This window comes from Microvirga yunnanensis, assembly GCF_025460875.1.
Map to the genome: position 1 here is coordinate 1 of NZ_JAMXFI010000137.1, position 22,034 is coordinate 22,034.

The window sequence follows — 22,034 nt, forward strand, 5'->3', positions numbered from 1 at the left end:
CCCGAGTCGCCCGCAGCCTCGGCCCGCATCCAGCCGGTCTTGCGCCGCTCCGGCCCGAGCACCCCATCGAGGAAGGCGGCCGCCGAGGCGCCGACACTGGGATGAGCAAACAGGGACTGAAGATCGGCTTTGACCTGACGCAACTCCACACACCAGAGCTCGAGCATCTGCTCGATCGCCACACCCGTCATGGCAGCCTCCTGGGTCAGATCAGGAGGTAGTTAGAGCTCTAAACCCGCAACTGTAGTGCTAGATACGATTCTGTTCGGGCTCCAGAGTGCTGTGGGATTGAGACGCTGATGCATCTCCATGGCAGACTTGAAGGCAGGAACGAGTTTCTCGGCAACAGAAACCGGATCTTTGGTGCGCGGATTGCAGCCTATCCGAGCAGCATGCGTGCGCAGCGTGAATGCTCCAAAACCACGCAGCTCAACCCGATCACCTCGGGCAAGCCTATCTCGAATGGCGCCAAGGATGGCATCCACGATCTTTTCGAAATCATGCCGCGATAACTGCGAATCGTGCTTGGCGAGCTTCTGGATCAGTTCGGACTTGATCATAGTGGCGGAGTTCTTCGTTGTGGCGTCACCCTTTCTGAAGGCTGTCAGCATACTGAGGGGTCGTCACGCCATCATCCGTCGCTATAAGATCTCATACTCTCAGCATCAGTACAGTCGATGTGTCTGATCTCCGTGCCATGAGGCTTCATCCCTACTCATGACCGTTGTCAGGATTATCAGCTCAGTCTGAAATTCGTGAAGCGCACACGCGTTGGCCAGCATCTGCTCCGCACTCGTTTCGATCTAGACCAGCAAGGTGCTGCGAGACTACAACGGTGGTGAACGTGGTGAGCATCCTCTCCATTGCACTGCCGGGAATTATCTTCGAGGGTGAGAGGAGGAGGCCTGTTCCATCGGCAATGCAACCGCGGAGACGCAGAAACCGTTGAGGAATCTGGCTGGCCTGTGGGGGCGATCCAAAGGACAGCTTTCACCTGAAACCGATGATTGCTGCGCTCGGCAAGAGGTTGGCCGGAGAAGGCGGCCATATTCCTCTCACCTAAGGTTCTTGTGCAGGGCCTGAACACTGCATCCATTCGTTGCGTCTCGGTGCTCTCTACGTTGTCCCCGGGCACCGCTGAGAGGACTGCACATATAGGCTCGGTCACCCATCCGGCCGGCGGCTTCACTGGTACTTCAGGCTACAATGCAGCGCGGGTCATTCTCGCAAACGGCAGGTGCGGCCGTTTCAATCTCAAGACGCTCAATCCAAATCCAGACGGCCAGATCAGCCTCGTGCGAGCGGCGCGCCAGCCAGTAGCTCTCGGCCGGGCAACGGCGCACCGCCGGGTAAGGCTGCAGGAACTCGACTACGGCCGCCACTGCGTCGCCATAGGCGCAAAAGCCTTCACCCACACAGCCACTGTCCAGCGGCTGCCCGGACCGTCCGACGAGTTGCCACCGGACCCGGTAGGTCATCAGGAGCTCCTAAGCACGACGAAACATAAACTGACATGTCCCCGCGCTTTCGGACAGGGACCGATGTGCTGGCAGGGGCGGCTGTTTGAGCCGTTGTGTCAGATGCCGTTGTCGCTCGTCAGCTGATCCGGTCGCAGCCCCTCGTCCGGTGGCCCGGTACGCCGTAGCCGGACTCCAAGCCCTTCTCCCCCATCGGCAGCGAGAAAGATCACACCATGCCTCTCAAGGGCAGCTTGAAGAGCAGCCACGGCGGCCTCGGAGGCACCCGCTTCTCCATCGGCCTCAGCCTCCGCGGTCAGCTCAACCGTCACGCTCGCGCGCTCCGCGAGCTCGGCCTGAGACAAACCAAGGAGCGCCCGTCCGGCGCGCAACTGAGCGGGTGTGACCGAACCCTCGTGCATCAGGACCGTACCTCTGCTGCTCTCAAGACAATAACCTTACAATGACAAGATGTGATTGACCTGAGCATCGGTTGGGCATTCGCCCGTCATGGGAAGCACGGGACACCTGAGCTGCGCCAGCCAGCTGGCGTCGGTCTCGCGTGTTCGCCCACTGGTACCCGTATCATAGCCAGCGGCCCATCGAAGGAAGGCCCGGTGCCGTTCATACATGGAGCCGCCAGGCTCAATCGCGGGTCCGAAGCGCTCCCGTTCCCGCGCACGAAGGCGGGCCAGTCTGACCTCTGCAGGAACGTACAAAAAGACCACAAGATCGAAGGTCGGGATCAAGGCATCACCCCAGCCGACGATCGCACCAGACAGCACCCAGTGCCTGGCCCAACGGGTAGCCTCCACCAGCATCCGGACCCGCTCGGCCGCCATTCGTCTGGTCTGATAAGGCGGAACAGTGGCAAGCCAATACACATCGTCTGTGTCCACGTGCTGACACACCAGCCGTTGGGCAAGCGCTCGCCCGAGCGTCGATGAGCCGCAGCCTGCTGCTCCGAAGATGTGGACGCGCTCCAAGGATCGCATCATCTGGTCCTACCCACCAGCACGCACAGAAGCTTAGTCCACTGAACGCACAGAACAAGCCAGAGTTGGACAGACGGCAAGTTCACTCCTCCGCAGGGCCGGAATTTATCCCTGATACTGGAGGGGCAAAACTCATCGGTGAGCGTCGCCCGGGCGGCTCCTCGATTGCGATAATGCAGGTGGCGAGAAAGCCTAAACTATGGGCTTTCTCGTCCAGTTCATTTGATCCTAAACTCTTCGCCGGCAGGAGGCCTGGAACGGTAAGGCCTCTGGATCTTCCAGTTGCCTTCCTGGGTGGCGGATGAGATGACCCTTCTCGCGGTCCGGCACGTAACAACGTATCGATATATGCAGCCCGTCTCGTTCGGCGAGCACCGCATCATGTTCCGGCCCCGCGACAGCTATGATCAGAAGCTTTTGGAAGCCCGGATCGAGATCGACCCGGCTCCAAGTGCTTTGCGATGGATCCATGATGTCTTCGGCAACTGCGTCGCCATTGCCCGATTCACGAAAGAGGCGTCCGAACTGCGGTTCGAGAGCAACATCCGCCTTGATCATCTGCCCTTGAATGCACCCGACTTTCAAATGGAGGACTATGCCCAGACCTACCCCTTCGCTTACAGCGCAGAGGAGATGCCCGATCTGACGCGGGCTATGGAGCGGCAGTATCTCGACCCAGATCACCAGATTCATCGTTGGGTTCAGAAGTTTCTGCATCAGGGACGTTCAACCCGCACCGGTGAACTCCTGATGACCCTCACCCACGCCATCAAGGAGAGCTTCACCTACAACAGGCGCCCGGAAACCGGGATCCAGGATCCCCTGACGACCCTGATGCTCAACCGCGGGAGCTGCCGCGACTTGGCAATCCTGATGATCGAGGCCGTGCGCGCGCTCGGGCTCGCGGCCCGCTTCGTGTCCGGCTACATCTACAGCCCGAGCCTGGACGGATCCGGCCATGTCGGTGGCGGCTCGACGCATGCCTGGTGCCAGGTCTACCTGCCTGGCGCCGGCTGGGTCGAGTTCGACCCAACCAACGGCATCATCGGCAATCGCGACCTCATCCGCATCGCCGTGGCCCGCGATCCTCGGCAGGCCGTGCCGCTCTCCGGCACATGGACGGGCGAGCCAGGTGATTTCGACGGGATGACGGTCGAGGTGAACGTGATCGCCTCAGAGGACAGGGCTGCTCGACGCGCCGGCAGGACAACCGCGCCCGACAGTGAGCCTTGCCTCTCCGATCCGGAAGGCGCGCGATGAAAATTCACGCAGGCTATCGGATCACCTTCGAGTGCCCGCAACCGACTCCAATGCTCCTGATGCTGCATGTGCATCCCTCGCGGCAGCCGGATCTCATCACGCCCGATGACCTCGTGTGTGACCCCCTGGTCGAGTTCAGGCAGTATCATGATGCCTTCGGCAACATCTGTACCCGGTTGCTTGCGCCGGCCGGACGACTCGAGCTTTCAACGGACTTCCTGATCCGCGATTCCGGATTGCACGATCCAGCCGTTCCAGAGGCCGTACAGCAGCCTGTCGAGGACCTCCCAGACGATGTGATGGTCTATCTGCTCGGGAGCCGGTACTGCGAAACCGACCACCTCTCGGATACCGCCTGGCGTCTCTTCGGCGGCATCGGGGGCGGATGGGCGCGTGTTCAGGCAATCTGTGACTATGTGCATGGCCGGATCAGATTCGATTATATGGATGCATGTGCAACCCGGACGGCCTGCCAGGGACACACCGATCAGGTTGGTGTCTGTCGGGACTTTGCTCATCTGGCCATCACCCTGTGCCGCTGTATGAACATCCCGGCGCGGTATTGCACGGGGTACCTGGGCGATATTGGTATTCCGCCGGTGGATTATCCGATGGACTTCAGTGCTTGGTTCGAAGCCTACCTGGACGGCCGCTGGTACACCTTCGACGCCCGTCACAATACGCCGAGAACCGGGCGGATCCTGATGGCTACGGGGCGTGACGCGACCGACGTGGCAATCTCGACGAGTTTCGGCCCATCCTTCCTGGCAGACTTCTCCGTCACGACAGACGAAGTCCGCGACACCTCAGAGTGATTGGGCGAGAAAGAGTTGCGCCGATCCATCAGAAGCCATCGGCGGCAAACCGGCCGCCATAATGCTTCGACAGGGGAGGGGCATACCCTCCGAACTTGGATGTTTTGAGGCCCAATCCTACGAGGGTTTCTACAAGCTTGACGGCGCACGCGACGCCGTCGAGAACCGGCAGCCCGTGACGTGCTGAAAGGTCGGCGGCAAGATCCGCCATGCCGGCGCAGCCCAGCACGATGGCCTCGCAGCGATCCTCGCGTTTGGCCGCTTCGATCTCGTCGGAAATTCGCATTCGCGCATTGCTGGTCGCATCCTCCAGCGCCAGTACGGGAACATCGGATGCCCGAACCCGAGCACACCGTGCGGCCAGGCCGTATCTCGCGAGATTGTGCTCGATGGCCGGCACGGACCGCGCCAATGTGGTGATGACCGAGAAGCGCCCTGCGATGAGGCTGGCGCAGTGAAACGCTGCCTCCCCGATCCCGACCACCGGACCAATTGCGAGCGAGCGGGCCGCGTCCAGTCCCGTGTCGTCGAAGCAGGCGATCACATAACCCTGGAACCCCGCCTTTTCGCCTTTCCGGATCTCACCCAGCAAGCCCGGGAGGCTGTAGGCCTCATCGAAATATCCCTCGATGGAGGAAGGGCCATCGAGCGGATTGACCGCCGAGAGCGTCGTTCCTTCATGGGTAACAGCCAGGGCCGCGGCCTCGATCTTCCGCGTCATAGAGGAGGTGGTATTGGGATTGACGAGGAGAAGCCGCATATTGTCAGACCAAGCCTTTCCCGGCATCGGACCCGTGTCGCGAGCGCCGCTTCTGTAACAAGACTACGATTGATACGGTCACGATAATGACCGCAAACGAGATCCCTGTTGTTACCGTGCCGAGGGCATAGATGACTGGCGTCGTCACGGTCGTCGTCAGACCTTGCAGGGTGAGCGGGAGAGTGTTGTCCGCCCCGACCGCCTGGCTTGACCGGGCGATCTCATCCCATGACAGAGTGAACCCGAAGAGGAAGACGCCTGCGAGGGAAGGCGCGATGATCGGCACGAGGACATGGATGAAAGTCTGCCAGGATGAGGCCCCGAGGTCTTGGGCCGCCTCTTCGTAGGCGCTGTTAAAGCGGTTGAAGATTGCGAACATGATCAGCACGCCGAAAGGTAGTGTCCATGTCAGGTGCGCTCCAAGACCGGACGACATAAGGCCCATGGCAGTCTGATAAGAATTCTGGATCGCGCCGATCTCATAAGCGTCGCCAACCGCCTTCACACTCTGGTCGATAATCTGAAATTCGAGAGCAATACCAAGGGACACGATGATGGAAGGCAGGGTCAGGCTCGCGATGGCCGTATAGAACAGCACGCTCTGCCCTCGAAAACTCCGGCGAAAGGCCAAACCCGCCATCAGGGAGATCACAACCGTCAGGACCGTAACGAACGCCCCGAGTTTGAGAGAGTTAAGAAGCGCATCAACCACGTAAGGCACGCCGATGCCAGCCCAGAGGTTGCGGAACCAGTGGAGGGACACCCCATTCATGGGAAACGTCATTCCCCCTCCCGGTCCCTGGAACGACAGAGCCACGATAGTGAGTGTCGGCCCGTAGAGGAACAGCACGTAGAGCCCGAAGAGGAACGACAGGACATAGAAGCTGCGGGATCGACCTTCGCTCATGGTCTTAAAGTTCCTTCCGGATATCGATGTAGCGGATGAGCGTAGCGATGATCATCAGGACGAGCGCAAGCAGCACCACCGCGTTTGCAGCTGCGATCGGGAACTGAAGCGCGCCGATCTGGGTCTGGATGACCTTGCCGGCGGACGCGATCTGCTGCCCGCCCATGATGCCAATGGTGATGAAATCTCCCATGACGACCGTGATGACAAAGATCGACCCAATGGCAATGCCCGTCTTCGAAAGCGGAATGATGATGTGCAGAAGGATTTGCCATCCTGTCGCGCCAGCGTCTCTCGCTGCTTCGACCAGCGACCTGTCGATGCGCGACATGGAATTTGCGATGGGCACGATCATGAATACCGTGTTGAGGTGGACGAATGCGAGCAGCACCGAGAAGTTGGAATAGAGGAGCCAGTCAAGCGACTGATCTATGATGGCCGCACCGACGAGGGCCTGATTGACAAGGCCGTTCCGCCCCAGGAGGGGAACCCAGGAAATCATGCGGATCACGTTCGAGGTCCAGAACGGGATGGTGCACACGAGAGCGAGCACCAGGCGGATGGTCGTGGTGCGTATCTCAAAGGTCAGATAATACGCGATGATGAAGCCGATCACCAGGGTGAGGAGCCACACAGCAAGGCAGAACCGGAGCGTCGACAGATAGGTGCGGAACGTGGTGCAGAGATCAGGCAGGGCGACGATGCAGCGATCGAAGGCATCGCGGTAATTGTCGAAGATGAAGTCCGGCTCGATGGAATAGCCCGTATAGCTCCAGAAGCTGACGATGAAGGTGACCACGAGGGGCAAAACGAAGAACAGGAGGAGCACCGCCGCCAAGGGTGCGGCCTGCCAGTAGGAGGTCCAACGCGCGTAATGAGTCATCGCCTGCTTGTCAGTCGTGGATAAGAAGAGGCATGGCTGAAGGGCTTCAGCCATGCTGGAATATGCTTTGCTTAGGCCGCGATGAACTCATTCCACTTGCGGACCATATAAGCGTTCTCATCCATGATCGAGTTCCAGCACGCCACGGATCCCATGCGCTCGTTGTAGGAGCCGCCGTCGCGGACGGCACCTGCCTTCTCCAAAAGGCCGCCGTCGGGGCCCTTGATGTCCTTCTCGGCAGGCTTGCCTTCCATCCAGTAGGCCCATTCGTAGGCCTCCATGTTCTCCTTCGCGGTGTCGAGCACTGCCGAGTAATAGCCCTGCCTGTTGAGATAGGCGCCTGCCCAACCCGACAGGAACCAGTTGACGAACTCGTAGGCCGCGTCGAGTTCCTTACCCTTGAGGGTCCTCGGCAGGCCAAAGCCGGATGCCCAGGCACGATAGCCCTCCTTGAGCGGTTGGAACTTGCACTGAATGTTCTTGAGGCGCACGGCCGTGACAGCGGGCGACCACATCGACTGGATCACTGTCTCGCCCGATGCCATCAGGTTCACGCTCTCGTTGAAGTCGGTCCAGAAGGCGCGGAACTGTCCAGCCTTCTTGGCTTCGATGAGGGTCGCGATCGTGAGGTCGATCTCGTCCTTCGTCATATTGCCCTTGTCGGCATATTTGTGCTTACCGGATGCCTCAATGACCATAGCAGCATCCATGATGCCGATGGATGGAATGTTGAGGATTGAGGCCTTGCCCTTGAACTGTGGGTTCAGGAGTTCCGCCCAACTCTCAATGGGACGGCCAATCAGGTCAGGTCGGATGCCGAGAGTATCGGCATTGTAGGTGGTGGGGATCAGGGTGATCCACTCTGTGGGAGACGCAGCGAACTTCTTTGAGTTCTGCCCTTCCAGATACATCACCTTGTTAGGTGCCGTGCCCTGAAGGCCGATCTTCTTGCCGCCGATCTCGCCTTTGGTGATGGCCGGCGCGAGCTTGTCAATGAGCTTGATCTTCTTTGCATCCATGCCCATCAGGTTTCCTGACGGGATCAGGTTACGGAGGCTGAAATACTCCGTGTCGACCAAATCAAAAGAGTTTGGCTGCGTAATGATGCGCTTGGTCACGTCGTCGGTTGTGACTGTGACGTACTCGATCTTGATCCCGAGATCTTTGGCGGCCTTCTCGGCGATGGCAGGGGACTGGTTGGTCGCGGTCGAAAGGTACCGGAGCGTCACGGGCTCGGCTGCAATGACGGCCGGAAAGCCCGTGATGGCCGTTCCGGCGGCCGCGCCTGCAAGCGCTGCACCCCCTTTCAGGATTTGCCGGCGAGACAGGTTCGTCGCATCGTCTCTCTTCCTCATTGTATTCCCCTTTTCCCTGTTTGGGTTTAGACTTTGATCGCCTACCGGGCTCCACCTTCGAGGACATGAGCATCTGCGGGAGCCCATGAGGCGAGCACACGCTCGCCTTCGGTGAGAGGCGTGGCGCGAAAGCTATGCTCGGATATGAGAGCGGCCAGTTCGCTGCCGCGGTCATCGACGAGCTGGATTGAGAAGCTGGTTCCAGCGTATTCAACGGTTCTGACCGTGACTTCGCGACGCGTTGCATCCGCCGAGCCATCTCGTCGCAGCATCGTCCGGTCTATTCTGACTGCAATCGCACGGTCTCCGAGATCAATGACGTTATGAGCCCCGATGAACCGCGCCACAAAGGCTGTTCTCGGGCGGGTGAACAGATCCTCGGCCGTGCCCTTCTGCTCGATCTTACCGGAATTCATCAGAACCACGAGATCCGAGAGCGCCAAGGCCTCATCCTGGCTGTGCGTTACATGCACGAAAGTGATGCCGAGGCTTTTCTGCAGTCGCTTGAGCTCACCTCGGACGCGCAGGCGAAGAAATGGATCGAGCGCCGAGAGCGGCTCGTCGAGAAGAAGGACGGATGGGCGCGTGATCAAGGCGCGCGCAAGCGCAACGCGTTGCTGTTGCCCGCCTGAAAGCTGTGAAGGACGCCGTTCAGCGTAGGTCTCAAGATCAACGATCTTAAGCATCTCCTGCGCCTTGATGAGGCGCTCGACCTTCGGCACACCTTTCATTCTGAGGGCGAAGGCGACGTTCTCGACCACTGTGAGATGTGGGAATAGGGCGTAGCTTTGGAACATCATTGCCGTTCCGCGCTTGGCTGGCGGCATCAGGGTGATGTTCGCATTGTCGAGGAGGATGTCGCCCGAGGTAACCGCCTCATGCCCAGCTAGCATGCGCAGGCTTGTGGTCTTCCCGCATCCCGATGGGCCTAGCAGGCAGCAGTACGTCGCAGCGGGTATCCTAAGGTCGATACCGGCAACCGCAACAGAGGCTCCATATGCCTTTACCGTTTGAACGAATTCAACTTCGCCACGGCTGGCCTTTTGAACCATTGATACCTCGGGCGCTGCCATAATCCAGCATCAAGTGTATAGCTTTCTCTGTTGTTACTTAGCCAGTTCGTTGCAGGTCCAATTGTAGTCTTCCAATGACTAAAGAATAGGCATCCGCCTATACGTTTCGCACTACGATGGTCATCAATGGATGGCAGAGTCCTCAGCAGAGTCTCACCCGGCGCTACGCTGACGACGCCGATGCTCTCAAAGCTCAAGGAGCATGCCGCATCAGGCGTCAGCCCGACATGCAGTCATTTGTGGCACTTCCAGACCCACTTGAAGTCCGCTTGAAACTCGAACCCATGCATGTGGCTGTCTGTCGTCGACAGACAGCTGAGTGGGCTTGAGGTGATGGCCAACCGACACAAGCCGCCCGCTAGGAGCGCGGTAGGATGGGGCACGGCTCGGAACAGTCGAGCCTAAAACGAAACGCTCCAGCCGAGAGAGGTTCGCTTTAACTCTCAGCCGGAGCGCCGTAACTCCCGTAAGCACCTACTTGAGCCACGTCTCATAGGCTAGAGCTGTTTCCATTGGTGTGGAATCACCTCTCTTCTTGGCTGTGCCGCATTTTTGACGGCGAACCGGATCCACGTCGCTGAGAAATGCTCTAAAGTCCTGTGCCGGGAGGCTGCCATCGCGCGGATGGAGCGATCCGCGTTGCCGTCGATGCCGTGGATTTCTCGCATGGCAAACAGGATTGGGGTTCTGATCAGAGCCCCAAAGCCGCTGGAGCCGCCCCCCACAGCCACAGGGGCTTGTTGGGCAGCCGTGGCGTCCGCTCGCCTGAGCTGATCGGGACGATGATGGATGTCATTCCACCATAGACGACAACGTAGTCTTGCTGCCTGAGATCGCGCTCGGCCTTGTTCAGGGTGTCGAGCTAGGGCCGGAGAAAGTTCAGCATGCTAGAGCAACGGCAGTTTTGACGGAGTCGCTGGGGCTATACGACGTGGCGGCTTTATGACTCACTCCTCCCAGTCCTCTTTCTGGGAAGAGATGAACGATGACCAAGTCCTACTCGCTGGATCTGCGCCGCTGGGTGGCGCGCTTTGTCGAGGTGGGCCACTCCTGCCATGAAGCTGCCCGGCATTTTGACGTCTCGGTGGCCTTCGTGGTTCGGCTCATGGCGGTCTATCGGGTCAGCGGCAGCCTGGGGCCCAAGCCGGAGGGCGGCTGGCGCTCCTCCAAGCTCGACCCGCATCGCGAGTTCCTGTTTCAGCGTGTGGCCGAGAAGGGTGACATCACCATGCGGCAACTGGCCGTAGAACTCCTGGTCCTCGGCACCAAGGTCACGCCCGCTTCAATCTCGCACTGATTCCGCCACCAAGGCTACCGCTTCCAAAAAAACGCTGCGGGCCAGCGAACAAGGACGCGTCGACGTGCGCCAAGCGCGCGATCATTGGTGCACGAAGCGTCAGCCGCGCATGCGCCAGGAGCCGCACCGGCTGGTCTTTGTCGATGAGGCCGGCACCTCCACCAAGATGACCCGCCTGCGCGGCCGATGTCCCAAGGGGCAGCGCCTGTATGCCAAGGCGCCGTTCGGCCATTGGCTGACCCAGACCTTCATCGCGGGTCTGCGCTGCTATGGGCTGACAGCACCGTGGGTAATTGACGGGCCGATGACCCAGCAGATCTTTGAGACCTCTGTGGAGACCCAGCTTGCCCCGACGCTGTCGCCAGGCGATGTGGTGATCCTGGATAACCTGCCGGCGCACAAGAGTGAGATAGCCGCGCAGTGTCTCAAGCAAAGGGGCGCCTGGTTCCTGTTTTTGCCACCCTAAAGTCCCGATCTCAATCCCATTGAACAGGCCTCCTCCCAGATCAAATCGCACCTGCGCCGGGTTGATGCCCGAACGCTCGACGCGCTCTGGCGCGCTATCGGCGATATCTGTGATCTGGTCGCTCCCGAGGCATGCCGTAACTACTTCACTGCCGCCGGATATGGATCCGTCTGAATGCCCGTTGCTCTAGCCTCAGAGCTGAAGTGTTCCCTCGGCTAAGCAAGAAGTGTGCCTCAATGCCCGAAAAGGCCTGCCGCTAGCGCGGGATTGCAGCGTTGGGAGGATGGCTGATCGATCTCGTTCCACAGGCACGGCTCACCCGGATCGAGGAGCCGTGCCAGCTTGACCACGAGCGGTCAGCGTTGGGTTTGATCCGAGCCCTGCGGATTCCGGCCCTGGTTCTGCTGATCCCGGGCTTGGCCCTGGTTCTTCTGATTCGAACCCTGTGGGTTCCGGCCCTGGTTGTTCTGGCTCTGCTGGTTCCGATCCTGGCCCTGATTGCCTTGGTCTTGCTGACGGTTCGCCATGGCGCATCTCCTATCGGCAACGCCTCTGCAACGCAGCAGATGCGTCGCCCGCGGACCTTCGCGCCGAAGCAACCGACAAGCAAGCCTAAATTTTCATCGGTCACTTGCGGCTCGTGCAAGCGATTCGGAGCCCGGCGCGACGACTGCAATACTTCAGCTTACACCGAAAGCAAGAGACTCCCTTACAGTTTAGCTTGCTGTTTTCTTGCACCCATTTTGCTCCGAGAGAGCCAAACCCCAAGATGCAGACGTTTGTTGCATGACAGGATCAGGCTCGGCATTCTCTGACGGCTGGTGGACCAGATGAGGGCCGTCCATGACGTACTGCGTCGGTGTTCTGGTAGAGCAGGGCCTGGTGCTGATCGCCGATACCCGCACCAATGCAGGGCTCGATGACATCTCCACCTACCGCAAGCTCACGACCATCGCCATGCCAGGCGAGCGCGTTCTGGTCTTGGCCAGTGCCGGCAACCTGTCCCTGTCCCAGTCTGTCTTGGGGCTTTTGACCGAAGGGCTCCGCCATGAGGAGACCGGCGAGGCTGAAACCCTGTCCACCGTTCCGACGCTCTTCCAGGCTGCCCTGCTGATCGGCCGAGCCATCCGGCAAGTCCGGACAATGGAGCAGGCAGCCCTGGAGCAGGCGAACCTGAGGTTCGATGTGACGTTCCTGTTCGGCGGGCAGATCACGGGCGGGCCGATGGAGCTCTACCTCGTCTACTCAGCCGGCAATTTCATCCGCTGCGGACCGGACGCTCCCTACCTTCAGATCGGCGAGCACAAGTACGGCAAGCCCATTCTGGATCGGGCCGTTCGCTACAACACGGATCTGTATGAGGCCCTGAAGATCAGCCTGATCTCGATGGATTCGACCATGCGCTCGAACATCGGAGTCGGGCTTCCCATCGATCTGGCGATTGCCCGGCGCGATGCGTTCGCCTTCGACGTGCTCCACCGGATCGAGCCGGGCGAGCCTTACTTTCATGACTTGAGCGAGCGCTGGTCCGCCGCCTTGCGCGCCGCCCACAAAAGCATTCCACGCCCGCCCTATGGACGCGAGCCGTCATGAATGCAGATTGCTGGTGACATTCTGCTTCGGCGCGGCTTCCCGAAGCAGATTGTGCTCATCCGCTCGGCTTTGTGCCGAAACATCGATCAAGCCGGCCTGATCGGCCCTGATGTGTCGTCTTGCCGACAGACAAGCCACCTATATTCCTGCCACTGTCCAATCGGCAGGACAGCAGTCATGGAGGCCGGAGGTGAGCGACCAGCCCGAGAGCCGTTTGATCAGCAGCCAGAGCAGCGCAGGCTCCGCCGCATCGGGTGAGGATCATCCCCTGGTGCGATCGTTGCTTTCCATTCTGCGGGAGATTGATGACGAATACGAGCGGGAGCGCGAGAACCTGCGCCGAACTCTGCCCAACAGCAATGTGAAGGATCGAACCCTAACGATGCTCAAGGCCAGGCACCTGCAGCGGCGGGAGAACTACGTCAGGGAACTGTCGGCGCTCCTGGGCGGCCGAGCATGACGGCAGCCATCATCAGATTGCCCGATCCGGAAGTCTGCCGGTTCTCCACCATGGAAGCTACCGTGTTGCGGCGCCTGGGCGAGGGAGCCGGCATCGACACGATGGCACGCGAGCTTGGCCTGGCGACACCGCTCGTCCGGGAGTATGTGAAATCGGTTCTGAAGAAAGTGCATGAGAGAGCTGACCAGCAGCGCCCCTGAATGATCTCCTCATCCATCTCATTTCGCTCATATGACTTTCAGCCGAGGCACAGGTCAATCGCGGGATGCGCGCCCGTGTGTCTTCCCGGGTACAGCCACCGTGCAGCAGATGAGGCATTCTCAATGTGTCCAGGTGTGGAGGGCTGGGGCTGTCTTCTCCCTCTGGAACTCAGCGCCTCTGCTCACGCGGGGCGCTTCTCTTTGTCGAGGGCCTTGCGTGGCTTACGCACTCCGGGAATGCGGCCACCGATCCGGTGGGCCGTGGCGGTAGATCCGCATCGACGCGGTTGTCGTGCAGACCCGCTGGTTCTGCTCATCCCGCACCTCGATGACGACATCGCTGGTGTCGCCCTTCGCCAAGCGGTTCGTCCCGATCTCAGCCGCCGATCGGGCCGCTGCCTGCACGGCCGCATCGAGATTGTCGAATTCGGCGCCCTCGTCATCGCGCACAGGTGGCATTCCGCTCTGGACATCGAAACAGTAGCGGGCCATGGCACCTTCTCCTGTCGGCCAGCCCCTCTTCTGTCTTGATCTTCAACCGCTATTCCGTATGTCTGCGCCCGAGCGTCCTGGCCAAGGGTACTGTCTTAAAAGCCCTCAGCCAGGGCATCAGCGGAGAGGAAGCTCTCCAACCACCCCGACGCCATTGACCAACGGCACCAGAGTCTCTGTTCGAGCTGATACGCCACGCGCCCGGAACCCGCATCTTGCCGGAGCCATGGCAAACAATGTGTATGCGAACGACTCCACCACTGTCCCTCGGCGTCTGATTTCGATTTTCGCCGACTTCGGCGCAATTTCACCAGGAGATCGGAACGTCCAAGCGAACCTTTGGCACGTCTGCCACTCACCTTCACTCACAATTCCGGTGAACGTCGGCTGCGACAATTGTGCATCGCACAAATCGCCTTTTTCCTCGTTAGCTTGTCAGGTGCCGGGGAGAGGGCCATGGGTCACAAGAATAGCACTCCTGCCGCGTGGAGCCTGCGGCGCACACGCTATGATCCTCCTGGTCTCGATGAGGCCATCGCGGCGGCGCAGGGCCTGACAGACCAGGTCGATAGTCAGATTGCCATCGCGGCACAGTTGATTGGCATGCCAGAAGATGAGGTCCGAGGCCGCGTGCTGATGGTGCAGGCGCAGACCAGGCAAAGTCGGCCGGAGATTGCCCGAGGACGGCAGCCTGAGATCGTGGTTGTCAAACGGCGTAGTCCACGCGGGCCTTCAGCGTCTTCGTAACGGAACCTTTACGCCAGCTTGCTATCGCTTGAGACATCCGACGAGAGCGCGAGCACACGAAAGAGCGCACACCAACACGCAGGCTGCAGAGGAAGCGCCAGAGGGCTCCGGACGCATTCAGAGGAGCCATGACATGGTCTTATACACGCTTTGCAAGCTGGCCTCCCTTGGTCAACTGTCGCTGCCACTGGTTATCGAGCGTCATCTGGGTTGGATCCGCCATCAGCCTGCACCCACAGATGAAGAGCGCGATGCGGCGCATCTCGCATCAGCGGCAGACATCCATGAGCTGGAGTTCCGAATCCGGGAACTCGATCGTCCGGATCGGCCAAGACGCGGATCGTTGCACCATTTCTGATCCGTGCCCCAAGTCATCCGGTAACGATCCAGACTTGTTCGTGCTCGAGCTTTATCCACCACCCGCTTCAGCGTGGAGCGCGTGATGCAATCTGCCTTCGTGGTTGGTCAGCTCGTCCGCGTCAGAGGCACAGGACGTCTGTTCGAGGTGGTGAGCATCCTTCCTGTCACAGAAGATGGCATGCTCCTGTACGTGGTAAGAAGAGAGCAAGGGGCCGAACGGATTACATGACACCATGAGCTTGCACGAGCATAAGCTGACCACAGGGGCGTAAATAAACACTCGACTTATGGCCTCAGTGGAGGAGAGCCGCAGTATGACTGGTTGAGGTTGATGCGTCTCACCTCTGTCAGCAATCCTGTGTGATCCTCGCAGCGTATCTCAGGATCGTGCAGAGGTGGTTTGGCTACAGCAACTGCGGGCGCAACAGGTCAACCCCACCTGCAGCCGTCGGTACAGTCGCACCAAGTATCTGTCGACCAACACAGAAGGAGTGCCGCAACGGCATACTTCAGGTCAACCCGCCGGCCGGGCTGTTTCGCAGCGGCGGCCGACGGACACGATGAGTTCAGTCATTAGGCAGCCCGGCTGACCCGCGCAGTGGCCTTCTCGGCCCGTAAGGTCATGGTGCGTGCGGCTTCGTCGGCCATCTGAAGCGTGAGCTCCGCAAAGCGCCGGCTGTTCTCAACCGTCTGCTCAACATTGTCCCGCAGCAGCGAGCTGTGCACCTCGACGAGATCCGTCATCGACCGGCATCGGGCGAGGGCGTGCATGCCGTCCAAATTCCGCTGCAGGCGCTTTTGTCCGCGATCCGCCACTTCGCGTGAAACCTCTTGCAATCCACGCACCAAGGCCGTGCCGGACTGGGCCACAGCCCGCAGGTTGTCCGCCGCCTCTTCGCTCAACCCCAGAGCAACACCGTCGGAGCGGTCGACCGTCAGCAAACTACGGTCAGTCGAGCGGCGCGTCAGTTCGGAGAATGCGCTGAGGCTGGTCTCCACCGCCTCCTGCATGGCCTGCACCATGGTCTGGGCGCTTTCAACGTTAGACCGCAGCGTGTCTGCCACGTCCTCCGTGACCCGCTGCACGGCTTCACCCTGCTCGCGGGCACAGCGCGCTTCGAACCGTTTGGTATCGTCCATATTCGCCATTTCATCCTCCACCGTCTCAGCTATGGCGTTAGCTTCCTCATCGCTCAGCACCTCGAGCACGGCCGGAAGCAGTTCCCTCCTGTCGTCACGGATGTGCTGCTGGAACAGTGTCCGCAGCTCCGTCACTTGGCTGATAAACTCAGCGCTGTTTTTGGGCAGGCGCTCCAGCTCGGCCAGGAGTGCATTCGTTTCTTCGTTGGCGGTAAGAGCCTCCTGCAGGAGATCCAGACGTCCATGCCGGCGCAGGACCGGAAAGAGGTGCTCTTCCTGAAGGGTCGCGAGGAGGTCCAACTCCTGCTTCAACTCGGCCAACAGCCGCTCGCGGCTTCTGATCGCATTGCTGGATGTCGCGAGCAGCTTCTCGAAGAGCTCGTTCGCCTTGTCCGGGGGTACTCGGCTGACTCGCCCATTCGTCGTCATAATCCCTCGCATGTTAAGGAAGAGACGGTCGCAAGCACTGCAGCTTGGACCACATCCTGTGACACTGATATGTCGACAGAACCAATAGCGTGACGCAGAACTCAGGATCGGCGCGGCACTACGGCATGGCCGCCTTGGTCATCTGGCGTTATCGCACTACTGGGGTTCGAGGGCGTGCGTCCCTAATCAGTGGCCGCTCTTACAAGGCGACCCATTCTTGGCCTTGTTGATGCAGGACAAGTCCGCGAGGCCGCTTGAGGTTCCAGGCCCTGTCAGCCTTTAGCTGGCTTACACACTGCAGCTATGTCGGAGCTGATGCATCATCGGATGTCCCGGGAAGAGAGGCAGCCGATGGGGGCTTGAGAGCTGATGAATGCTGTCACAATCACCAAGAAGATCAGTGAGACCATTTGCTTGGCACAATGCTCAAAATTGAGGCTCCACATGCCGATATTGAGAGCCTTCCAGGATAATCCTTTTCCACTGCCAGTTCGTTCCTGATGCATAGTGTTCCAGCTGAGGGGGTGAGCTTGGGCCGCAACCGTTGTGAGGTAGTCATAGTGTCGGTGTTGAGCGAACTCATTCCTTTGCTTGGTGCAGTCTGCGTCTTCATCGCGATTTGCTCCCTGGAAGAAGCCACTTAGGACAAGCTGAGGCGAGATCAGCCAGTCGCATGTGACTGTTGTGGAATGCGGCAGACGGGAGAAGCAAGGCATGACTGCTGGAGAACAGTACAAAATCTGCAGGGACGGTGAGGCGTCATCGGCCTGCGTGAGAGGGGCCGAGGATGAGGTCCCGTGGCAAGCGCCGATCGACGTGCTCGTCGACCTCGACCTGGAATATGAGCTCGAGCGGGCGGCCCTCAGCCGAAGCTCGCTCGGCGCGACGCTGAAGGCTCGGTTGCTTATAAAGCTCAAGGAGCAGTACCGCATCAGGCGACAGCCGTATATGCAGCAACTCGCGGCGCTCTGAGATCTTATCTGAATTCGGCCTGGAGTGTGAACTTCGTTGCATCGACGTCGGCAAGTTCGTCCAAGATGCAAGCGAACCAGCTAACGAAGCATCGGTACACTAGGAGATTGTGCCCTCGGCTCTTTCTGCTCTCCCGAAGACGATGGGAGCGTACGATGTCCGATCACGTCTACAAGATCGTTGAACTGGTGGGCTCGTCGACGAGCAGCATCGAGGATGCGATCCAAACCGCCATCAAGCGGGCGGACCAGACCCTACGAAACCTGCGCTGGTTTGAGGTGGTGCAAACCCGTGGGCACGTGGAGAATGGCGTGGTTTACCAATATCAGGTTGTGCTCAAGGCCGGCTTCACGCTGGGAGGCGAAGGGCCATAGGAGGTGAGACGAGACGACTTCTGCGCTCATGACGGCGATGGTACTCGGCAGGGATTTATTCCGTCTCAAACAGCACGAAAGACGGACGCCGTACCTCCAACGCAACTCGTTCGTCCGCTGTGCGCCTAGGGGCACTCCTCAGCGATTCCCCTGAGGAGCAGGCGGTTGACCGCCTGGACGACCTGCTCGTGCTCCTTCTCCGAAAATGGGCTGAGGTCATGCATCTCAAGGCTGTTCAGATGGGGTATTCGGCCTGCCGCCGGAGCCCTCGATTCCTTGTGAGGTGCTGCACTGCAGGCTGATGGTACAACGAGGATCGTTCGCAGCGGCCTCAGGCCTCAGTAGGAGAAGCGCAGCATGAAACACTATGCGGGTTTGGATGTCTCGGTCAAAGAGACTTCGGTGTGCATCGTTGATGAGACGGGAAAGATCTGTCGTGAGATCAAGGTCGTCTCTCATCCCGAGGACCTGCTGCAGCTTCTGCAAGACCCCGCCTGGCACCTCGAGCGGATTGGTCTCGAGGCGGGGCCGCTCTCCCAATGGCTCTTCGAGGGACTCGCCTCAGCCGGGCTTCCTGTCGTGTGCATCGAGACGCGCCATGCCAAAGCCTTTCTCAAGGCGCAGGTGAACAAGAGCGATCGCAACGATGCCCGTGGCATCGCCCAGATGATGCGGGTCAACCTCTTCCGCCCAGTCCATGTGAAGACGCTCGCAAGCCAGAAGCGCCGAGCCCTGCTCACCGCCCGCAAGCTCCTGCAGGAGAAAGCCCTTGCGGTTGAAAACGACATCCGCGGTCTGTTGCGCAACTTCGGGCTCAAGGTCGGGGCCGTGGGAGCGGTTCGGTTCGAGGCGCGCATCCATGAGCTCATCGAGAGCATGCCCGATCTGATCGAGGTTATCCAACCGCTGCTGCAGGCCCGTCGCGAGCTGCGCGAGCAGTTTGCCACCCTGCACCGGAAGCTGCTCGCCCTGGTCCGCACTGATGAGGTGTGCCGGCGCCTGATGACGGTTCCGGGCGTGGGGCCGGTGGTGTCCCTGGCTTTTGTGGCGACGATCGACACGCCGGCCCGGTTCCGGAACTCCAAGGCGGTGGGGCCGGCCTTGGGGCTGACACCTGTCCTGGATCAGTCAGGGGAAAGCCGCCGGGTCGGCCGGATCTCGTTGTGCGGCGATGCCATGATGCGAACGCTGCTGTTTGAGGCGGCTCAGATCATCCTGACCCGAGCCAGCCGCTGGTCCTGGCTCAAAGCCTGGGCCATGAAGGTGGCCCAGCGGCGCGGGCGGGGAAAGGCGGTCATCGCGCTCGCCCGCCGGCTGGCGACCATTTTGCATCGGATCTGGTGTGATGGCACTGAGTTCCGTTGGACGAGGGAAGCTCAGGCGATGTAGGTGCGTCTGGCCGACGACAAGCGTCCGAGCCAGGCAGAACGACAAGGGTTCCGCCCCGAGGCGGAGAGCTGTCCCTCGCGGGACGATGAATGAAGCGAGTCCGCATAAAGGTATGTTCCTTGCGCCTCAGGCACAAAGGACGCTGTTCAGATCGTTCCGCTTCATTCTTCTGACCCCATAGTGGAAGAGCCGTTGCGCTGATTCCGGAGAGAAGCGAGAGCCCGCGGGGCAGCCATGTTTATGGGGCCAAACAGATCGGAAGCGCTTGACTGAACCCGGCCGAATAGAGAAGAGAAGCCGTTGCGCTGATTCCGGAGAGAAGCGAGAGCCCGCGGGGCAGCCATGTTTATGGGGCCAAACAGATCGGAAGCGCTTGACTGAACCCGGCCGAATAGAGAAGAGAAGCCATGTTTATGGGGCCAAACAGATCGGAAGCGCTTGACTGAACCCGGCCGAATAGAGAAGGCCTTCAATGGCCAGCCAGCCCAGCAGCGCCGCATCCAGATCATCCGACGTCGCTTTCAGTCCCTCCAGGTTCGCCCTGATGACCTCACGCACCGGATCTAGCAGGTGCGGGCTCTCGGCCGAGGCGGCCAGCATGCCATTGGCGACCTCCTTCGTCCTGCCCTGACGCAGCTTGAGCAGTGCCGCCGTGCACAGGCGCGCTTCGAGGTTGCGCCCGGGCGCGGCCTGAACGCGGAGTGCCTCCCGCTCCGCCGCAACCTCGTCGACAAGGCGCTGGACCATGCCTTGGAGCAGCGCGTCCTTGGTGGGAAAGTTGTAGAGAAGCCCACCCTTGCTGAGACCAGCTCTTTCGGCCACGGTGTCCAGTGTCAGCCGTCCCGACCCGATCTCGCTCACCAGCTCCGCAGCCGCGTCGAGAATCCTCTCGCGGGAGCTCTTTCGGCCTCGAACCCGTCCCGACATCGCTATCCTTGCGCTCAACTCATCCAGACGAGGTGCATTCGCCATATCAGCGTCCAGCCTTTCAGCGTCACGGTGAGTGCGTGACCAGCCGCTAGAGGTCTCGGCGGGGTTCTGTCATGATAGAGAGGTCAGGTTGGAAGGGAACAGGTTGGAATGTATTCTCGTTCATGCGCAGGCTTACCTTGGCAACGTGAGACATTGCACTGCTGAAATGTGATGCGCTGTGGGAACCGGATCGGCCATTCCGGATTTACGGCTGGGCAGTATGCCGTTCTCAGCCATCCATTGCTCCTCACCTGACCGTTTGAATCGTACCCTGCTGAAGCGACTTGTCTCTCAATGGCCACAGGCCATCGATCTTTGGCTGTCGGCCGCGGCGGCTTCAGCAGCGATTGCCATCATCACTCTGTGCGCCCAGCTGCCGTAGCAAGGCTCCTCGGCAGCCTCGCCGTGCGCTGACCTCTTTAATCCGACGTGTTATCGATCAAGCTGTGGATAGCTCACGCCGGCACGGAACTCGTCTGAGCCCTGATCGGGTTGCCCCTCTGGCCCTCTTCCGGATGTCAGAGCCATGCCTGAGATCAGCGAACCGTCCCCGCAAACTCGCACCACCCTGTTCAAGTTGCAGGCGCGGCAATGCCGCTTCATCGTCTCGGACGGCAGACCAAAGCGATCTTCTGCGGCAGTGAGACTCAGGCAGGTTCAAGCTGGTGCCCATGGCACCAGCGCTTGGTCTACACCAAGCCCCTCACAACTGTCTTGGGAACTGGAAGACGCCCTGCGTGAGAACCAGCGATTGCAATCTCATAACAGCGCCAGTGTTGCAAAGATCTTCCGTGATGGCTGGGCCATCTTCAGCCACACAAACTTCCCGTCATTAATACGTTACGACATATCTATCATAGCCTATTCGCCAATCTGCCCGTTGATTATGCGTTACGCGCATAAGCACGTTGTTGAAATTTCATACTAAGAATGGCCGCATTTTGGTAACAGTCTTTCGAACCGTCGCTTCTCTACCCTGCGGCGTCGTTCCCTTCAGAGGGAGATGTCCTCTGCACCTCAGGTCGCTGGCAACAGCGGCCTTTTTCTTAAGTGAACGATCGGCACTAAGGAATCCTCATGCTGGGCAGGACCATCACCCGGGCCGATCTGACCAAGGCTGTCTCCGGCATAGTTAGCCTCTCCCGGGCCGAGACCACTGAGCTGGTCGAACAGGTGCTCGGGGAGATCAGCGCAACGCTTGTAGCAGGTGAGGGCGTAAAGCTATCGGCCTTTGGCGTCTTCACCGTGCGCCACAAGACCGAGCGTGTCGGCCGCAATCCTAGAACCCAAGAAGCGGTGCCGATCGAGCCCTGCCGATCGCTGACCTTCAGCGCTTCACCTCATCTGAAATCCCGCATCAACGGCAGCATGCCTAAGCCGCGCCTGCGGCGGCGTGATGTACCCCTTGTGTCGGCTCAAGTGGCAACGGAATGAGACCCATGCCTGATTTCTACCGGATTAAGCGCCTCCCTCCTTATGTGTTCGAGCAGGTCAACCGCATCAAGGCCGCGGCCCGCGCCAACGGGGCGGACATCATCGACCTCGGGATGGGCAATCCGGACCTTCAGGCTCCCCAGCACGTGATCGACAAGCTCGTCGAGACCGTGGGCAAGCCGCGCACCGACCGCTACTCGGCGT

The 22,034-nt window shown here is 60.0% G+C and carries 25 protein-coding genes and 3 pseudogenes; 14 read left to right on the top strand and 14 right to left on the bottom strand.

The genetic code is table 11. The annotated features are described in order from the left end of the window. The 5 genes and pseudogenes from NF876_RS37075 to NF876_RS37095 all read right to left on the bottom strand — a co-directional run. Nucleotides 1–191, bottom strand: a pseudogene (locus tag NF876_RS37075) (IS701 family transposase); the annotation flags it as partial. Nucleotides 192–221: 30 nt separating this feature from the next. Next, on the bottom strand, nt 222–560 hold the full coding sequence (locus tag NF876_RS37080) for an HU family DNA-binding protein (RefSeq protein ID WP_262272985.1): 339 nt from the start codon (nt 558–560) through the stop codon (nt 222–224). A gap of 636 nt (nt 561–1,196) precedes the next feature. Next, entirely contained in the window at nt 1,197–1,478 is a 282-nt protein-coding gene (locus tag NF876_RS37085) for a hypothetical protein (protein ID WP_262272961.1), read from the bottom strand. 98 nt (nt 1,479–1,576) lie between these two features. Beyond that, nucleotides 1,577–1,879, bottom strand: a complete 303-nt coding sequence (locus NF876_RS37090) for a helix-turn-helix domain-containing protein (protein WP_262272962.1) — start codon at nt 1,877–1,879, stop codon at nt 1,577–1,579. Between the two features lie 36 nt (nt 1,880–1,915). Beyond that, nucleotides 1,916–2,443, bottom strand: a complete 528-nt coding sequence (locus NF876_RS37095) for an AAA family ATPase (RefSeq protein ID WP_262272963.1) — start codon at nt 2,441–2,443, stop codon at nt 1,916–1,918. Nucleotides 2,444–2,758: 315 nt separating this feature from the next. On the opposite strand from NF876_RS37095, the gene NF876_RS37100 reads away from it, so the two are divergent. Then, nucleotides 2,759–3,712 (top strand): transglutaminase family protein, encoded by a 954-nt coding sequence (locus tag NF876_RS37100; RefSeq protein ID WP_262272964.1) that lies wholly within the window; start codon nt 2,759–2,761, stop codon nt 3,710–3,712. Beyond that, nucleotides 3,709–4,527, top strand: coding sequence for a transglutaminase-like domain-containing protein (locus NF876_RS37105; protein WP_262272965.1), 819 nt, complete (start codon nt 3,709–3,711; stop codon nt 4,525–4,527). Before NF876_RS37100 ends, NF876_RS37105 begins: the two co-directional genes overlap by 4 nt. 28 nt (nt 4,528–4,555) lie before the next feature. On the opposite strand, the gene NF876_RS37110 is transcribed toward NF876_RS37105, so the two are convergent. The 5 genes from NF876_RS37110 to NF876_RS37130 form a co-directional block, all read right to left on the bottom strand. Continuing rightward, nucleotides 4,556–5,287 carry an aspartate/glutamate racemase family protein gene (locus tag NF876_RS37110; protein WP_262272966.1) on the bottom strand — a complete coding sequence of 244 codons (732 nt, stop codon included), beginning with the start codon at nt 5,285–5,287 and terminating at the stop codon, nt 4,556–4,558. Between the two features lie 4 nt (nt 5,288–5,291). Next, nucleotides 5,292–6,194, bottom strand: a complete 903-nt coding sequence (locus tag NF876_RS37115; RefSeq protein WP_262272967.1) for an ABC transporter permease — start codon at nt 6,192–6,194, stop codon at nt 5,292–5,294. A 4-nt stretch (nt 6,195–6,198) separates the two neighbouring features. Further along, nucleotides 6,199–7,077 (bottom strand): ABC transporter permease, encoded by an 879-nt coding sequence (locus tag NF876_RS37120; protein WP_262272968.1) that lies wholly within the window; start codon nt 7,075–7,077, stop codon nt 6,199–6,201. A gap of 71 nt (nt 7,078–7,148) precedes the next feature. Further along, entirely contained in the window at nt 7,149–8,432 is a 1,284-nt protein-coding gene (locus tag NF876_RS37125) for an ABC transporter substrate-binding protein (protein WP_262272969.1), read from the bottom strand. Between the two features lie 41 nt (nt 8,433–8,473). After that, complete coding sequence (locus tag NF876_RS37130; RefSeq protein WP_262272970.1) at nt 8,474–9,505, bottom strand: ABC transporter ATP-binding protein; 1,032 nt, start codon at nt 9,503–9,505, stop codon at nt 8,474–8,476. 985 nt (nt 9,506–10,490) lie between these two features. Here NF876_RS37130 and NF876_RS37135 point away from each other — a divergent pair. Next, nucleotides 10,491–11,442, top strand: a pseudogene (locus NF876_RS37135) (IS630 family transposase). Between the two features lie 182 nt (nt 11,443–11,624). Here the strand turns inward: NF876_RS37135 and NF876_RS37140 are convergent. Further along, entirely contained in the window at nt 11,625–11,795 is a 171-nt protein-coding gene (locus NF876_RS37140; protein WP_262272971.1) for a hypothetical protein, read from the bottom strand. 316 nt (nt 11,796–12,111) lie between these two features. On the opposite strand from NF876_RS37140, the gene NF876_RS37145 reads away from it, so the two are divergent. From NF876_RS37145 to NF876_RS37155, 3 genes are all read left to right on the top strand, one after another. Further along, a complete protein-coding gene (locus NF876_RS37145; protein ID WP_262272972.1) occupies nt 12,112–12,861 on the top strand; it encodes a proteasome-type protease in 750 nt (249 codons plus the stop codon). Nucleotides 12,862–13,051: 190 nt separating this feature from the next. Beyond that, nucleotides 13,052–13,321 carry a hypothetical protein gene (locus NF876_RS37150; protein ID WP_262272973.1) on the top strand — a complete coding sequence of 90 codons (270 nt, stop codon included), beginning with the start codon at nt 13,052–13,054 and terminating at the stop codon, nt 13,319–13,321. Then, nucleotides 13,318–13,521 carry a helix-turn-helix domain-containing protein gene (locus NF876_RS37155; RefSeq protein ID WP_262272974.1) on the top strand — a complete coding sequence of 68 codons (204 nt, stop codon included), beginning with the start codon at nt 13,318–13,320 and terminating at the stop codon, nt 13,519–13,521. The genes NF876_RS37150 and NF876_RS37155 overlap by 4 nt, the downstream gene beginning before the upstream one ends. Before the next feature lie 222 nt (nt 13,522–13,743). Here the strand turns inward: NF876_RS37155 and NF876_RS37160 are convergent, their stop codons facing one another. After that, nucleotides 13,744–14,013: a DUF6894 family protein gene (locus NF876_RS37160; protein ID WP_262272975.1), complete on the bottom strand. Its 270-nt coding sequence runs from the start codon at nt 14,011–14,013 to the stop codon at nt 13,744–13,746. Nucleotides 14,014–14,469: 456 nt separating this feature from the next. On the opposite strand from NF876_RS37160, the gene NF876_RS37165 reads away from it, so the two are divergent. Continuing rightward, nucleotides 14,470–14,760, top strand: coding sequence for a hypothetical protein (locus NF876_RS37165; protein WP_262272976.1), 291 nt, complete (start codon nt 14,470–14,472; stop codon nt 14,758–14,760). A gap of 133 nt (nt 14,761–14,893) precedes the next feature. Next, nucleotides 14,894–15,118: a DUF3563 family protein gene (locus NF876_RS37170; protein WP_262272977.1), complete on the top strand. Its 225-nt coding sequence runs from the start codon at nt 14,894–14,896 to the stop codon at nt 15,116–15,118. Between the two features lie 575 nt (nt 15,119–15,693). On the opposite strand, the gene NF876_RS37175 is transcribed toward NF876_RS37170, so the two are convergent. Continuing rightward, nucleotides 15,694–16,701, bottom strand: coding sequence for a phasin family protein (locus NF876_RS37175; RefSeq protein ID WP_315975111.1), 1,008 nt, complete (start codon nt 16,699–16,701; stop codon nt 15,694–15,696). Between the two features lie 702 nt (nt 16,702–17,403). On the opposite strand from NF876_RS37175, the gene NF876_RS37180 reads away from it, so the two are divergent. The 3 genes from NF876_RS37180 (at nt 17,404) to NF876_RS37190 (ending at nt 19,424) form a co-directional block, all read left to right on the top strand. Further along, nucleotides 17,404–17,661 carry a hypothetical protein gene (locus NF876_RS37180; protein ID WP_262272979.1) on the top strand — a complete coding sequence of 86 codons (258 nt, stop codon included), beginning with the start codon at nt 17,404–17,406 and terminating at the stop codon, nt 17,659–17,661. Between the two features lie 155 nt (nt 17,662–17,816). Next, nucleotides 17,817–18,035 (top strand): dodecin, encoded by a 219-nt coding sequence (locus tag NF876_RS37185; protein ID WP_262272980.1) that lies wholly within the window; start codon nt 17,817–17,819, stop codon nt 18,033–18,035. 357 nt (nt 18,036–18,392) lie between these two features. Next, entirely contained in the window at nt 18,393–19,424 is a 1,032-nt protein-coding gene (locus tag NF876_RS37190) for an IS110 family RNA-guided transposase (protein WP_262272981.1), read from the top strand. A 411-nt stretch (nt 19,425–19,835) separates the two neighbouring features. Here NF876_RS37190 and NF876_RS37195 read toward each other — a convergent pair whose 3' ends face one another. Then, nucleotides 19,836–20,396 carry a TetR/AcrR family transcriptional regulator gene (locus NF876_RS37195; protein ID WP_262272982.1) on the bottom strand — a complete coding sequence of 187 codons (561 nt, stop codon included), beginning with the start codon at nt 20,394–20,396 and terminating at the stop codon, nt 19,836–19,838. Between the two features lie 526 nt (nt 20,397–20,922). Here NF876_RS37195 and NF876_RS37200 point away from each other — a divergent pair. The 3 genes and pseudogenes from NF876_RS37200 to NF876_RS37210 all read left to right on the top strand — a co-directional run. After that, complete coding sequence (locus NF876_RS37200; protein WP_262272983.1) at nt 20,923–21,324, top strand: hypothetical protein; 402 nt, start codon at nt 20,923–20,925, stop codon at nt 21,322–21,324. Nucleotides 21,325–21,473: 149 nt separating this feature from the next. Then, on the top strand, nt 21,474–21,830 hold the full coding sequence (locus tag NF876_RS37205) for an integration host factor subunit alpha (protein WP_262272984.1): 357 nt from the start codon (nt 21,474–21,476) through the stop codon (nt 21,828–21,830). 5 nt (nt 21,831–21,835) lie between these two features. Further along, nucleotides 21,836–22,034 (top strand): annotated as a pseudogene (locus NF876_RS37210) (aminotransferase); the annotation flags it as partial.

Bases quoted from the DNA above. Each gene is read 5' to 3' on its own strand.
- NF876_RS37080 (WP_262272985.1), bottom strand. From the start codon at position 560: ATGATCAAGTCCGAACTGATCCAGAAGCTCGCCAAGCACGATTCGCAG.
- NF876_RS37085 (WP_262272961.1), bottom strand. From the start codon at position 1,478: ATGACCTACCGGGTCCGGTGGCAACTCGTCGGACGGTCCGGGCAGCCG.
- NF876_RS37090 (WP_262272962.1), bottom strand. From the start codon at position 1,879: ATGCACGAGGGTTCGGTCACACCCGCTCAGTTGCGCGCCGGACGGGCG.
- NF876_RS37100 (WP_262272964.1), top strand. From the start codon at position 2,759: ATGACCCTTCTCGCGGTCCGGCACGTAACAACGTATCGATATATGCAG.
- NF876_RS37105 (WP_262272965.1), top strand. From the start codon at position 3,709: ATGAAAATTCACGCAGGCTATCGGATCACCTTCGAGTGCCCGCAACCG.
- NF876_RS37110 (WP_262272966.1), bottom strand. From the start codon at position 5,287: ATGCGGCTTCTCCTCGTCAATCCCAATACCACCTCCTCTATGACGCGG.
- NF876_RS37115 (WP_262272967.1), bottom strand. From the start codon at position 6,194: ATGAGCGAAGGTCGATCCCGCAGCTTCTATGTCCTGTCGTTCCTCTTC.
- NF876_RS37120 (WP_262272968.1), bottom strand. From the start codon at position 7,077: ATGACTCATTACGCGCGTTGGACCTCCTACTGGCAGGCCGCACCCTTG.
- NF876_RS37125 (WP_262272969.1), bottom strand. From the start codon at position 8,432: ATGAGGAAGAGAGACGATGCGACGAACCTGTCTCGCCGGCAAATCCTG.
- NF876_RS37130 (WP_262272970.1), bottom strand. From the start codon at position 9,505: ATGGCAGCGCCCGAGGTATCAATGGTTCAAAAGGCCAGCCGTGGCGAA.
- NF876_RS37140 (WP_262272971.1), bottom strand. From the start codon at position 11,795: ATGGCGAACCGTCAGCAAGACCAAGGCAATCAGGGCCAGGATCGGAAC.
- NF876_RS37145 (WP_262272972.1), top strand. From the start codon at position 12,112: ATGACGTACTGCGTCGGTGTTCTGGTAGAGCAGGGCCTGGTGCTGATC.
- NF876_RS37155 (WP_262272974.1), top strand. From the start codon at position 13,318: ATGACGGCAGCCATCATCAGATTGCCCGATCCGGAAGTCTGCCGGTTC.
- NF876_RS37160 (WP_262272975.1), bottom strand. From the start codon at position 14,013: ATGGCCCGCTACTGTTTCGATGTCCAGAGCGGAATGCCACCTGTGCGC.
- NF876_RS37165 (WP_262272976.1), top strand. From the start codon at position 14,470: ATGGGTCACAAGAATAGCACTCCTGCCGCGTGGAGCCTGCGGCGCACA.
- NF876_RS37170 (WP_262272977.1), top strand. From the start codon at position 14,894: ATGGTCTTATACACGCTTTGCAAGCTGGCCTCCCTTGGTCAACTGTCG.
- NF876_RS37175 (WP_315975111.1), bottom strand. From the start codon at position 16,701: ATGCGAGGGATTATGACGACGAATGGGCGAGTCAGCCGAGTACCCCCG.
- NF876_RS37180 (WP_262272979.1), top strand. From the start codon at position 17,404: ATGACTGCTGGAGAACAGTACAAAATCTGCAGGGACGGTGAGGCGTCA.
- NF876_RS37185 (WP_262272980.1), top strand. From the start codon at position 17,817: ATGTCCGATCACGTCTACAAGATCGTTGAACTGGTGGGCTCGTCGACG.
- NF876_RS37190 (WP_262272981.1), top strand. From the start codon at position 18,393: ATGAAACACTATGCGGGTTTGGATGTCTCGGTCAAAGAGACTTCGGTG.
- NF876_RS37195 (WP_262272982.1), bottom strand. From the start codon at position 20,396: ATGGCGAATGCACCTCGTCTGGATGAGTTGAGCGCAAGGATAGCGATG.
- NF876_RS37200 (WP_262272983.1), top strand. From the start codon at position 20,923: ATGCCTGAGATCAGCGAACCGTCCCCGCAAACTCGCACCACCCTGTTC.
- NF876_RS37205 (WP_262272984.1), top strand. From the start codon at position 21,474: ATGCTGGGCAGGACCATCACCCGGGCCGATCTGACCAAGGCTGTCTCC.